Below are 12943 nucleotides of genomic sequence, written 5' to 3' on the forward strand. Positions count from 1 at the left end.
CATGGCTGCCACACGCCGTCACCGCTCGGCCGGCCCCCTGTTCGTCGCGCCGTTCCTGACGCTGTTCCTGCTGCTGTTCCTCGCCCCGCTCGGCTACGCCGCCTATCTCAGCCTGTTCCAGGAGCGGCTGATCGGCGGCACGGTGTTCGTCGGGCTCGACAACTACGTGCAGGCGCTGGGCGACCCCCAACTCCTGCACGGCGTCGGCCGGGTCGCGCTGTTCTTCGTGATCCAGGTCCCGGTGATGCTGCTGCTGGCGCTGGTGTTCGCGCTCGCGCTGGACAGCGGTCTGCTGCGGCTCGCCCGGGTGATCCGGCTCGGCATCTTCGTGCCGTACGCGGTGCCGAGCGTGGTGGCCGCGCTCATGTGGGGCTATCTGTACGGGCCGGACTTCGGCCCGTTCGCCCAGCTCAGCCGGAACCTCGGCCTGCCCGCCCCGGACTTCCTCAGCGGCGGCTGGATGCTCGGCAGCCTGGCGAACATCGTGACCTGGGAGTTCGTCGGCTACAACATGATCATCCTGTACGCCGCCCTGCGGACGATCCCGCAGGAGCTGTACGAGGCGGCCGCGATGGACGGGGCGGGCGCCTGGCGCATCGCCTGGTCGGTCAAACTGCCGGCCCTCAGGCCCGCCCTGCTGCTCACCCTGCTGTTCTCGGTCATCGGCAGCTTCCAGCTCTTCAACGAGCCGAACCTGCTGATGAAGATCGCCCCGGACGTGATCAGCAGCTCCTACACCGCCAACCTGTACGCCTACTCCCTCGCGTTCACCGGTCAGCAGGTCAACTACGCGGCGACGGTCTCCTTCCTCCTGGGCCTCGTCATCGTGGCCGCCTCCTACGGCGTCCTGCTCACCGCGAACCGCAGGAGGACCCCATGACGACCACGACTCCCCCGGCGGCGGTCGCGCCGAAGGCCGCGCGGCCGGCACGCACCGCCCGTACGAAGGCCCGCCGGGCCCGCCGCAGCACCCCCCTGACGATCGCCATGCTGGCCGCCCTGGCCTACTTCCTCCTCCCGCTGTTCTGGCTGCTCATCGCCTCGACCAAGAGCACCCAGGACCTGTTCAACAGCTTCGGCCTCTGGTTCTCGCACGCCCCGCAACTACTGGCGAACATCCGGGCGACCTTCGCCCAGGACGACGGCGTGTTCCTGCACTGGCTGCTGAACACGGTCGTGTACGCCGTCGTCAGCGCGGTCGGGGCGGCGCTGCTGGCCGCCGCCGGCGGGTACGGGTTCGCGAAGTTCCGCTTCCGCGGCGACCGGGTCGCCTTCAACCTCGTCCTCGGCGCGGTCATGGTCCCGACCACGGCCCTCGCGATCCCGACCTATCTGCTGTTCGCGAAGGCGGGCCTGGTCAACACGCCCTGGGCGGTCATCCTGCCCTCGCTCGTGAACCCCTTCGGGCTGTACCTGATGCGGATCTACGCGCAGGACGCCGTACCCGACAGCATCCTGGAGGCCGCCCGGATCGACGGCGCGGGCGAGGTGCGGATCTTCGTCCGGATCGCGCTGCGCCTGCTGGGCCCCGGTCTGGTCACCGTGCTGCTGTTCACGCTGGTGGCGACCTGGAACAACTACTTCCTGCCGCTGATCATGCTCAACGACCCGGATCTGTACCCGGTCACCGTCGGTCTGTCGTCCTGGGCCGCGCAGGCGCAGAACGGCGGCGCCGGCTCCAGCAGCGACATGCTCGCGCTGGTCGTGACCGGCTCCCTGCTCTCGATCGTCCCCCTCGTCGTGGCCTTCCTGATGCTCCAGCGCTACTGGCAGAGCGGACTGGCCACGGGCGGCGTCAAGCAATAGCCCTCTTCTGTCCTCCGGAGGTTTCTTCATGGCGGAACTGCCCGCCCGCGTCCTGTTCGGCGCCGCCTACTACCACGAGTACCACCCCGAGTACGCCCCCGAGGTGCCCTCGGACGAACAGCTCAAGACCGACCTTGATCTGATGGCCGAGGCACGCTTCACCGTCATCCGGGTCGGCGAGTCCGTCTGGTCGACCTGGGAGCCGGAGAACGGCCGCTTCGACCTGGACTGGCTCCAGCCCGTCCTCGACGGCGCCCATGAGCGCGGCATCTCCGTCGTCCTCGGCACCCCGACCTACGCCGTACCGCCGTGGCTGGCCCGGCTGTACCCCGAGATCACCGGCGAGGACGCCACCGGCCGGCGCCTCGGCTGGGGGGCCCGCCAGGAGGTCGACATCACCCACCCGGCGTTCCGGTTCCACGCCGAGCGGGTCATCCGGAAGACGGTCGCCCGGTACGCGGACCATCCGGCGGTCATCGGCTTCCAGGTCGACAACGAGCCGGGACTGCACCTGCTGCACAACCGGGGCGTCTTCCAGCGGTTCGTCGACCATCTGCGCGCCAAGTACGGCGACGTGGAGACCCTGAACCGCGAGTGGGGCCTGGTCTACTGGTCGCACCGCCTGTCCACCTGGGCCGACCTGTGGACGCCGGACGGCAACGCGCAGCCCCAGTACGACCTGGCGTGGCGGGAGTTCCAGGCCCGGCAGGTCACCGAGTTCATCGCCTGGCAGGCCGCCATCGTGCGCGAGTACGCCGGGCCGGAACAGTTCGTCACCACCTGCATCTCGTACACCCGCCAGGGGGTGGAGGACGACGAGATGACGGACGCCCTCGACATCGCGGCGGGCAACCCGTACTACGACATGCAGGACGGCCTGCTGCTCCCGGACCCCACCCCCGACGACCACGAGCAGATCTGGAAGACCACCGGGGTGTGGTCGATGTACCTGACGGCGGACTGGATGTTCGCCTCGCGGCAGGCGCCGTTCCTGGTCACCGAGACCAACGCCAACTCCATCGGCATGGCGTGGGACAACCGCCCGGCCTTCGACGGCCAGTGGCGGCAGGCCGCCTGGGCGCATGTGGCGCGCGGGGCCCGGATGATCGAGTACTGGCAGTGGCAGACCCTGCGCTTCGGGGCGGAGACCTACTGGGGCGGTGTCCTTCCGCACAGTGGCCGGCCGGGACGGACGTACGCCGAGATCGCCCGGCTGGGCGCGGAGTTCGAGACGGCGGGCCCGCTCGTCGCCGGTCTCGAACCGGACGCCGACGTCACGATCGTGTACTCGCTGCCCAGCAAGTGGCTCATGCAGCAGCACCCGGCGCTGTCGAAGCCGGACGGCTCCCCGGACCCCGCCTCCTACCACCGCATCCTGGACCCGTTCTACCGGGGCGCCTTCGAGGCCGGACGGCAGGTCCGGATGGTGCACGCCCGGCAGTTGCACGACCCGCGCGGCGAACGGCCCGGGCCGACACCCGAGGAGGCGGTGGACCGCCACCCGGTCCTCGTCGTCCCGGCGCTGTACGTGGTCGACGACGCGACGATCGACTGGCTCGCGGCGTACGCGCGGGCGGGCGGCCATCTGGTGCTGGGTCCGCGCACCGCGTACGCCGACCACGAGGCCCGGGCCCGCCACGAGCAGGCGCCGCCCCGGCTCGTCGAGACGGCGGGGCTGCACTACGACGAGTTCAGCAATCTGGCCCGGCCGGTGCCGGTGCGTGCGGTGCCCGGCGGTCCGCTGCCGCTGCCGGAGTCCGCGACGGCCACCGGGTGGGCCGACGCGCTGACGGTCACCGACGCCGACGCGCTCGTGGAGTACGTCCATCCGCACTTCGGCCGCTGGCCCGCGGTCACCACCCGCCCGCACGGCGCGGGCCGGGTCACCTGTGTGGGCACGGTCCCCGGCCGTGAGCTGGCCCGCGCGCTCGCCGAGTGGCTGGCGCCGCGGGCGAGGAGCGGCTGGCGGAACCTCCCGGCCTCCGTGACGGCGACGACCGGCACCTCCCCGGACGGGCGCCGCGTCCACATCGTCCACAACTGGAGCTGGGAGCCCGCGAACGCGACGGCTCCGGTGGACCTCACCGACGCCCTGGACGGCGGGTCCGTCACCGCGGGCACCGCGCTGGACCTCGGCCCGTGGGACGTACGCGTCCTCGTGGCCGACTCGGACGACCACTCCTGACTCTCGTCCCCGAGGAGGGGCTGTGCAGAGAAGAAGAATCGCCAGGGTGCTGGGAGGCCTGGGCGCGGTGTCGGCGCTGTTGGCGATCCCCCTGTCCAGTGCGCAGGCGTACGACCCGACGGGCGGGACCCTCTACCAGCTCGGCAGCGAGCCGTGCCTGAAGGGGCGCGGCAACTGCGCGATCTACCCGAAGTCGGCGCAGCTGCCGAGCGGCCGGCTGGTCGCCGCGTTCGAGAAGTCCACGGTGGTGCCCGCCTCGGGCAGCGCCGACGGACAGACGCTCCCCGTGTACAGGAGCGACGACCACGGCACGACCTGGCAGCCGCTGTCCGAGGTCAAGGCCCCGGCCTACCTCTCCGGCGACCCCCGGTACGCGAAGTACACGAGCAACTGGACGAACCCGTACCTGTACGTCCTTCCGCAGGACGTCGGCGACCTGAAGCAGGGCACGCTGCTGCTGGCGAGCGTGGTGTCGGGCGACGACTACTACTACAAGGAGCACAAGGCGGCCGACCCGAACTGGACGCCGTCCAACGACGGCGACCGCAGGGACCTGGCGATCGCCCTGTACTCCAGCACCGACGACGGCGCGAGCTGGAAGGTCGTCAACGTCGTCGCCACGGGCGGCTGGCAGGGCGGCAGCGCGGGCGCGGTGGGCCAGAACATCGCCGCCGCGAACACGAACCGTCAGGTCGATCCCCTGTGGGAGCCGTACCTGATGGTCCACAAGGGCAAGCTGGTCTGCTACTACTCCGACGAGAACGACTACACCGGCTTCGACGCGACCACCGGCGTGCCCACCCTGGATCCCGCCAACGACACGGCCACGGATTCGGGGGGCCAGATCCTGGTCCACCGGACCTGGGACGGCCGCGGCACGGCGTGGAGCGACCCGGTCGTCGACATCGCGGGACTGACCCAGGACATGGGCGGCGGCAAGACCGAGATCGGCGGCGGCCGGCCCGGCATGACCAATGTCGTCCGCACGACGGACGGCAAGTGGATGATCACCTACGAGTACTGGGGCGGCGGGGCCGACACCCGGTACCGGATCGCCGACGACCCGCTGAAGTTCTTCCTCGGCTCGGCCACGGGCACGGCGGTCACGAGTCTGCCGCTCGACGCCGGTTCCCACGCGCTCGCGACGGGCGGCAGCCCGGTCCTCGTCCGGCTTCCCGGCGGGCGGCTGGTCTACAACGCCGCAGGCAGCGGCAACGTCTGGGTCAACGAGAGCGGACGCGGCGACGGCGCGTGGAAGGAGTACCAGACGACCTCTCCCGGCGCCTACAGCCGCAACCTGCAGTACGTCGAGGGCACGGGTCGTGTCTCCATACTCAACAACCAGGGAACCTCGACGCTGAAGTTCGCCGAGGTCGACCTCGGCCACTCGGACGGCGCCTACTACCAGTTGGTCAACCGCAGGACCGACCAGGTGATCGGCACCGGAAACAAGACCAACGACGCGAACATCGGCAACGGGGACGTGCCCGACGTGCGGCTGGAAGCCCCGGGCTCGGCGGCGAACCCGGACACCCAGTACTGGCACGTGGTGACCGAGCCGCAGGGCGGCGTGACCCTGCTCAACAAGGCGGGCGGACGCGCCGCGGCCATCTGGACCGGGAACGCGACCGCCGGCCAGAAGATCGGCCAGTGGGTCGACAACAGCAAGACCGGCAGTTGGAACCTGATCAAGACAAGCGACGGCTTCTACAAACTGCAGTCGGTCAAGAACACGAGCCTGTACCTGACCGGTGCGACCGCCGGAGGACAGCTCACCCTGCAGACCGCCGCCACCGACGGTTCACAGGACTGGGAGCTCGTCCAGTAGAAGGGCGCGGGAGAAGGGCGCGGGGGTCAGTTCGCCACGGCGAACTGGCTCCCCGTCTTCTGCCCGTCCTCCGTAAGGGCCGCCGCCACACAGCGGAAGACCCTGAGGCCCTTGTCCCACTCCGAGGCCGTGGGCGGGATGATGTCGGTCTGCCACTCCTTCGCGATCCTGCCGCCCTCGGGGAGCATGGTCTCGGCCATCACCTTCTGCGAGCAGAGCGCCTTGACGTCCGGATGCTTGATCAGGTCCCGGGCGTTGTTCGTCATGCCGTCCTTCGGCAGCGGGGCGATCGCGAAGGTCTCCCACACATGCTCGGTCGCGCAGTCCGCGCGGCTGACCGTGACGATGCCGGAGATGTCGACGATGCCGCTCCAGCACTCCGGGCTCGCGACGCACCGGCCGCCCACGCCGTCGACGCTCGTCGCGGGGCAGTTCTCGGTGGTGGTGGGCACACCGAAGGCGGACGTGCCCTTGTCCTCGGCGGTGGCGCCGGAGGAAGGCGCCACCGACCCCGAGGCGCCGCCGCCGTCGTCCGAGCCGAAGTACTGGGTGGTGACCACGGTGACCGACACGGTCACGGAGACGACGACGGTCGCGAGGACGGCGATCAGCCGCGTGCTCCGCCCGCCCTTGCGTCCGCCTTCGCCGCCGGCCGGCGCGGTGGCCACGGTCGTGCCGCCCGCTCCCCCTGGCCGGTCCGGGGCCACCGTCGAGGCCGGGATCGCGTCCCGGACGGGCGGCGCGTCCCGGTGGTGCGGAACGGTCGTCATGGTCGACGCCGGTCCGAAGCCGCCGGGACCGCCCGGGCCGACCGCGCCACCCAGGGAGATCGTGTCGAGGTCGACGGCGGCGAGGGTGTCCCGGAAGGCGCCCGCGTCGGAGAGCCGCTCGGCCGGATCGGGGGCCAGGGCGTACCGGAGCACGTCGTTGAGGGCCGCCGGCATGCCGTGCAGCGGGACGTACGGCCAGGTGTGCCGCACGATCAGTTCGGCGAGGCTGAGCTGGGTGCCGTCGTCCGGGTGGTGCGGCGGGAAGCCGCGCAGCAGGGCGTAGAGCGTGGCGGCCAGGGAGTACACATCGCCGGCGGGGCCGGGTTCGGCCATGTGGAAGGCCTCGGGCGGGGCGTAGGCGGGGGTCAGCGCCTCGCGGGTCACCGACAGTTCGCGCCCCGGGCGGGGCATGGCCGCGAGCCCGAAGTCGGTGAGGGCCACCCCGCCGTACCGGTTGACCATCACATTGCCGGGCTTGATGTCGCGGTGCAGCACCCCGGCGCCGTGCGCGGCGGCCACGGCGTCCGCGAGCCCCACGCCGATGTCGCGTGCCTCCTTCGCCGGGAAGGCGCCCTGCCGGTGCAGCCGCTCGCCCAACGAGCCGCCCGGGCACAACTCCAGCACCATGTACGGGCGGTCGTCGGCCAGCACCCCGGCGTCGTACACGGGGACGACGTGCGGGTGCCCGGACAGCTGCCCGGCCGCCGTGACCTCGCGCAGGAAGCGCTGCCGGTCACGCGGGGTGGACAGCACCCGGCTGTCCACCTTGAGCGCGACCTCCCGGCCCACGGCCAGTTGCCTGGCCCGGTACACCGTGGCGAACCCGCCCTGGCCCAGGACCTCCTGGACCTCGTAGCCGGACAGTGCGATTCTTCCGGGCTCCATGTGCCGTACCCCCACCGTGCCACCCCGGCCGGGACGTCCGGCCGAGGTCGAGGCGAGACTCTAGCCCAGCGCGGTGACAGCGGTGGTCACAGGTACTCGGCTGCGGCGTCCAGCAGCCAGTCGGTGAGGTATCCGGCGAACGAGGAGCGCACGAGGACCCAGAATCCGGCGTCGGGCCGGTCCCGGGCGACGAGGACGACCTGGGTGCGGCCGAGGGTGGTCTGGGCGCAGCGGCCGGGGCCGAAGGCGCGGGGGTGCAGGTCGAGGGAGCAGCCGTGGGCGAGGAGGTCACGGGCGTGCGGGCCGCCGATGAGGAGGGTGGTGCGCTGGGCGGAGACGTCGGTGACGGAGACGTGGTGGTCGCCGGCGGCTTCCCGGACACGGGTCTCCAGATCCCGTTGTGTGTCGGGCTCGCCGACGAGGAGCCATTCGTCGGGGCCGAGCCAGAGCACGGTCAGGTCGCGGGTGCGGATGACGGTGTCGGGTTCGAGGGGCAGGGGGGCGCCGAGGGCGACCCCGACCGCGTCGGCGGCCGGGCCCTTGGGGTCCAGTCGCAGGCCGATCTGGGTGAGGAAGGGGAGTTCGGCGAGGCGGACCCGGCCGTGGGAGGCGCGGGTGGCGTCGGCCAGCCGGTCCTTGGCGCTCGTCAGCGGGCTGCGGGGGGTGAGCGTCGGGTCAGCCATCGCGGCGGGCTCCCTCGGGGTCGAAGAGGACGGGGCCGGTGACGGTGACCGGGACGAGGCGGTCGCCGACGGGGGCGTGGAGGCGTTCGCCGATGCGGTCGCGGCCGCCCTTGATCAGGGCGAGGGCGAAGGTGCGGCCGAGGGCGGCGCTGCGGTAGCTGGAGGTGACGTGGCCGAGCATGGGCACCGGCGGGGGCGGCAGGACGCTGTCGGCGACCAGGTGGGTGCCTTCGGGGAGGAAGGCGGTGGGGTCGTCGGGGAGGAGGCCGACGAGGTGTTTGCGGTCGGCGCGCAGGGTGTCGGGGCGGGTGAAGGAGCGTTTGCCGAGGAAGTCGGGCTTCTTCTTCGACACCGCCCAGCTCATGCCGAGGTCCTGGGGGGTGATGGTGCCGTCGGTGTCCTGGCCGATGATGGGGTAGCCCTTCTCGGCGCGCAGGACGTGCATGGTCTCGGTGCCGTAGGGGGTGATGCCGTGCGGGGCGCCCGCCTCGTGCAGGGCTTCCCAGAGGGTGAGGGCGTGCCAGGGGGAGACGTTGATCTCGTAGGCGAGCTCACCGGAGAAGCTGATCCGGCAGACCCGGGCGTCGATCCCGGCGACGGTGGTGTCGCGCCAGGCCATGAACGGGAAGTCGTCGTTGGAGACGGCCAGGTCGGGGGCGAGGGAGGCGAGGACGTCGCGGGACTTCGGGCCGACGAGGGCGACGGTCGCCCACTGCTCCGTCACCGAGGTGCAGTGGACCTGCAGGTGGGGCCATTCGGTCTGGAGCCATTCCTCCATCCAGTCCAGGACGGTGGCGGCGTTGCCGGTGGTGGTGGTGACCAGGAAACGGTCGGGGGTGAGGCGGATGACGGTGCCGTCGTCGAAGACCATGCCGTCCGGGCGGCACATCACGCCGTAGCGGATCATGCCGGGCTTCAGGGTGCTCATCATGTTGGTGTAGAGCAGGTCGAGGAAGGCGCCGGCGTCGGGGCCCTGGACGTCGATCTTGCCGAGGGTGGAGGCGTCCATGAAGGCGACGCCCGCACGGGCGGCGGCGCACTCGCGCAGTACCGCCGTCTCCATGTCCTCACCGTCCTGGGGGTAGTACCAGGGGCGCTTCCACTGGCCCACGTTCTCGAACAGGGCACCGTGCGTCACATGCCAGTCGTGCAGGGCGGTCGTGCGCACCGGGTCGCTCAGCGCACCCCGGTCACGGCCGGCCAGCGCGGCGAACGAGACCGGGATGTACGGGGGCCGGAAGGTCGTGGTGCCCAGCGCGGAGACGTCCACGCCGAGGAGTTCGGCGACGACCCCACTGGCCAGGACACCGGAGGTCTTGCCCTGGTCGTTGGCGGTACCGGCCGTGGTGTAGCGCTTGGTGTGCTCCACCGACCGCAGCCCGGCACCCGTCGCACGGGACAGATCCTCGACGGTCACATCACGCTGGAGGTCCACGAAGCGCGGGGCGCCTTCCCGGCCCGGGACCGTGAAGACCTGCATCGGAGGGGTGTACGGCTGCGCGTCGACCGCCGGAAGCCGGGGTGCCCGCGGTGTGAGCCCCTCGGCCTCGACGGCCCGGGCACCGGCGGCCGCGCCCTGCGCGAGGACACCGGCGAGGTCCAGCACACCGTTCGCGCTGCCCGCGACCTCCACGGCCTGACGGCAGGTGTCGGGCACGAACGAGCCGAGCGTGTCGTCGTGGCGGAGCTTGCCGCCGGACTGGCTGAACAGATGGGCGACGGGGTTCCAGCCGCCGGAGACCAGCAGCAGATCGGCTGCGAACTCCCGGCCGCCCTCGGTCTCGCCGTACGGCGCCACGCTCACGGTGGTGATCCGGGGATCGCCGTCGGTGCCGATCACGGCGTGACCGGTGAGCACCTCGATGCCGGCCTCGCGGGCGCGCCGGGCCCACTCCCCCGCGTCGGGCCGCGTGTCGACGATCGCCGCCACCGACCCGCCCGCGACGTGCAGGTCCAGAGCGGCGGCGTAGGCGCTGTCGTTGGTGGTGAAGACGACGGCGCGGCGGCCGGGCAGGACGCCGTGGCGGTGGACATAGGCGCGCGCCGAGGAGGCGAGCATCACGCCGGGACGGTCGTTGTCCGCGAAGGCGAGGGAGCGTTCGTGGGCGCCGGTGGCGAGGACGACCCGGCGGGCGCGGATGCGCCAGACCCGTTCCCGGGAGACGTTCTCCGGGGCCGCCGCGCCCAGGTGGTTGGTGCGGCGTTCGACGGCGAGGAGGTGGTTGTCGTCGTAGTGGCCGAACACGGTGGTGCGGCGCAGCACACGCACCTCCGGGGCGGCTTCCAGCAGCCCCCTCACCTCCTCGACCCAGTCGAGGTGTTCGCCGGTGCCGAGCAGGCTGCCGCCCGCCTCGGGCTGGTCGTCGGCGAGGATGACGCGGGCCCCCGACCGAGCCGCCGCGGCGGCAGCCGCGAGGCCTGCCGGTCCGGCGCCGACGATCAGCAGGTCGCAGTGGGCGTGCACGGCGTCGTAGCGGGCCGGGTCGGGTTCGGTCGCCAGCCGCCCCTGACCGGGCAGGCTGCTCGCGACCAGACCGTCGTAGAGCTCTACCGTCGTCGCGGGCAGCATCGGCTCCGGGAACGGCTCCTCGATCTGGATCACGGCGTTGGGTTCTTCGACACCGGCGGAGAAGATGCCACGGGGGCGGCCGAACTTGATGCTCGTCGCCGCCTGGATCACACCGTTGGCGAGGAGGGCGGAAGCGAGTGTGTCGCCCCGGTACCCCTGGTACTCGACGCCGTCGAAGGTGAAGGTGAGGGGTTCGCCGCCGTGGAGACGGCCATGCGCGGCCGGACGGTACGGCGAGGCGTCCGCCGTCGCCGCCGAGGGCTCCGCCTCCGGACGGACCGGCTCGCTCACCCTCGGCTGCGGTGTCTCAGGACGTTCCTCCCCGGACCGGTAGACGGCCAGGATCTCGTTGGTGGAGGTGTCGCGGACCGCGTTGAACCAGCGGCGGCAGCCCGCCGAGTGGCTCCAGCGTTCGGCGAAGGGCCCCTTGGGGTTGTCCCGGAAGAACAGGTAACGCGCCCACTCTGCGTCGGACAGCTCCGCCGGGTTCTGCGGATAGGGCACATGAGCCTGGCCGCCGTAGTGGAACTCCGCCTCGTCACGGGGCCCGCACCACGGGCAGGAAATGAGCAGCATGGATCGGCTCCCAGAGAGTCGCGTGGTGTCGGTGTCCTAGTGGGCCACGGCGGCGGCGCCGTGCTCGTCGACGAGCGCGCCGGTGGTGAAGCGGTCGAGCGAGAACGGGGCGTTCAGCGCGTGCGGGCTGTCATGGGCGATCGTGTGGGCGTAGACCCAGCCCACGCCCGGGGTGGCCTTGAAACCACCTGTCCCCCAACCGCAGTTGAGATAGAGGCCGTCCACCGGACTGAGCCCGACGATGGGCGAGGCATCCGGACTCACGTCGACGATCCCGCCCCAGGTGCGCAGCACATGCGCCCGGGCGAAGATCGGGAACAGCTCCAGCGCCGCGGACATCTGTTCCTCGATGATGTGGAACGCCCCGCGCTGGGTGTAGGAGTTGTAGGCGTCGATCCCCGCCCCCATCACCAGCTCGCCCTTGTGCGCCTGGCTGACGTACACGTGCACCGCGTTCGACATGACGACGGTGGGGTGCACCGGCTCGAGCAGCTCCGAGACCAGGGCCTGCAGGGGGTGGCTCTGGACGGGAAGCTCGATCCCCGCCATCGCGGCCAGGACCGAGGTGTGGCCGGCCGAGCACAGGGCCACCTTCCCCGCGGCGATCGGCCCCAGCGTGGTCTGCACCCCCACCACCCGGCCCCCGACCACGTCCAGGCCGGTGACCTCGCAGTTCTGGATGATGTCCACGCCCGCCGCGTCCGCCGACCGGGCGAACCCCCACGCCACGTAGTCGTGTTTGGCGATCCCCGCCCGCGGCTGATAGGTGGCGCCCAGGACCGGATAGCGCACGTCCGGCGAGATGTTCACGATCGGGCAGACTTCCTTGACCTGCCCGGCGTCCAGCCACTCCGCGTCCACCCCGTTGAGGCGGTTGGCCTCCACCCGGCGGACGCTGTCGCGCACGTCCTGAAGACTGTGGGCCAGGTTCAGCACACCCCGCTGGGAGAACAGGATCGGATAGTCCAGCTCCTCCTCCAGCCCCTCCCACAGTTTCAGGGCGTGCTCGTAGATGCCCGCGCTCTCGTCCCACAGATAGTTCGAGCGGATGATCGTGGTGTTGCGGGCCATGTTCCCGCCCGCCAGCCATCCCTTCTCCAGCACCGCCACATTCGTGATGCCGTGGTTCTTCACCAGGTAGTGGGCGGTGGCCAGACCATGACCACCACCGCCCACGATCACGACGTCGTACGACCGCTTCGGCTCAGGCGTCCGCCACAGCCAGTCGGGGTGGTCCGGAAGCTCGGCGCCGGGGGTACGAGGGCTCATCGGGCATCTCCGGGTTCGCTCAGCCGCGAAGGCGGGACATGGTCGGGTCGAACAGGGGTTCCTCGGCGACGACCGCGTCGACACGCTGGTCGAAGTAGCCGATCCGCAGCGCGGTGCCGGGCGTGGCGAGTTCGGCCGGGAGCCAGGCGTAGGCGATGCCCTTGCCCACGGTGTAGCCGTAGGCCGCGCTGGTCACATACCCCACCGCGCGCTCGCCGTCGTAGACCGGTTCCTTGCCCATCACGACGGACTGCGGGTCGTCGATGGTCAGGCAGGTGAGCCTGCGCCGGACGTCGTCCTTGCGCCGCTGCAGGGCCTCGCGGCCGATGAAGTCGCCCTTGTCGAGGCGGACCGCGAAACCGACACCGGCCT

The 12943-nt window shown here is 71.4% G+C and carries 9 protein-coding genes; 4 read left to right on the top strand and 5 right to left on the bottom strand.

Going from position 1 to position 12943, the window contains the following annotated elements; translation table 11 throughout:
- Position 1 precedes the first annotated feature (1 nt).
- From ABZ464_RS49320 to ABZ464_RS49335, 4 genes are read left to right on the top strand one after another with little or no spacing between them, the layout of a single operon-like run.
- Positions 2-880 (top strand): sugar ABC transporter permease, encoded by an 879-nt coding sequence (locus tag ABZ464_RS49320; protein WP_359289025.1) that lies wholly within the window; start codon positions 2-4, stop codon positions 878-880.
- On the top strand, positions 877-1806 hold the full coding sequence (locus tag ABZ464_RS49325) for a carbohydrate ABC transporter permease (protein ID WP_359289027.1): 930 nt from the start codon (positions 877-879) through the stop codon (positions 1804-1806). The genes ABZ464_RS49320 and ABZ464_RS49325 overlap by 4 nt, the downstream gene beginning before the upstream one ends.
- Before the next feature lie 28 nt (positions 1807-1834).
- Entirely contained in the window at positions 1835-3991 is a 2157-nt protein-coding gene (locus tag ABZ464_RS49330; RefSeq protein WP_359289029.1) for a beta-galactosidase, read from the top strand.
- A gap of 22 nt (positions 3992-4013) precedes the next feature.
- The gene (locus ABZ464_RS49335; RefSeq protein WP_359289031.1) at positions 4014-5819 is read left to right on the top strand and encodes an RICIN domain-containing protein; all 1806 of its coding nucleotides are present in this window, start codon (positions 4014-4016) and stop codon (positions 5817-5819) included.
- A gap of 26 nt (positions 5820-5845) precedes the next feature.
- Here the strand turns inward: ABZ464_RS49335 and ABZ464_RS49340 are convergent, their stop codons facing one another.
- The 5 genes from ABZ464_RS49340 to ABZ464_RS49360 all read right to left on the bottom strand — a co-directional run.
- Complete coding sequence (locus tag ABZ464_RS49340; RefSeq protein ID WP_359289033.1) at positions 5846-7474, bottom strand: serine/threonine-protein kinase; 1629 nt, start codon at positions 7472-7474, stop codon at positions 5846-5848.
- An 86-nt stretch (positions 7475-7560) separates the two neighbouring features.
- On the bottom strand, positions 7561-8157 hold the full coding sequence (locus ABZ464_RS49345; protein ID WP_359289035.1) for a sarcosine oxidase subunit gamma family protein: 597 nt from the start codon (positions 8155-8157) through the stop codon (positions 7561-7563).
- Positions 8150-11302 carry a sarcosine oxidase subunit delta family protein gene (locus ABZ464_RS49350; RefSeq protein ID WP_359289037.1) on the bottom strand — a complete coding sequence of 1051 codons (3153 nt, stop codon included), beginning with the start codon at positions 11300-11302 and terminating at the stop codon, positions 8150-8152. The genes ABZ464_RS49345 and ABZ464_RS49350 overlap by 8 nt, the downstream gene beginning before the upstream one ends.
- A 36-nt stretch (positions 11303-11338) precedes the next feature.
- Complete coding sequence (locus tag ABZ464_RS49355; RefSeq protein ID WP_359289039.1) at positions 11339-12571, bottom strand: sarcosine oxidase subunit beta family protein; 1233 nt, start codon at positions 12569-12571, stop codon at positions 11339-11341.
- A 19-nt stretch (positions 12572-12590) separates the two neighbouring features.
- A partial coding sequence (locus tag ABZ464_RS49360) for a glycine cleavage T C-terminal barrel domain-containing protein (protein WP_359289041.1) occupies positions 12591-12943 on the bottom strand: 353 nt, incomplete at its 5' end.

The sequence above is a fragment of the Streptomyces sp. NPDC005820 genome, assembly GCF_040630255.1.
Taxonomy (GTDB): Bacteria; Actinomycetota; Actinomycetes; order Streptomycetales; family Streptomycetaceae; genus Streptomyces.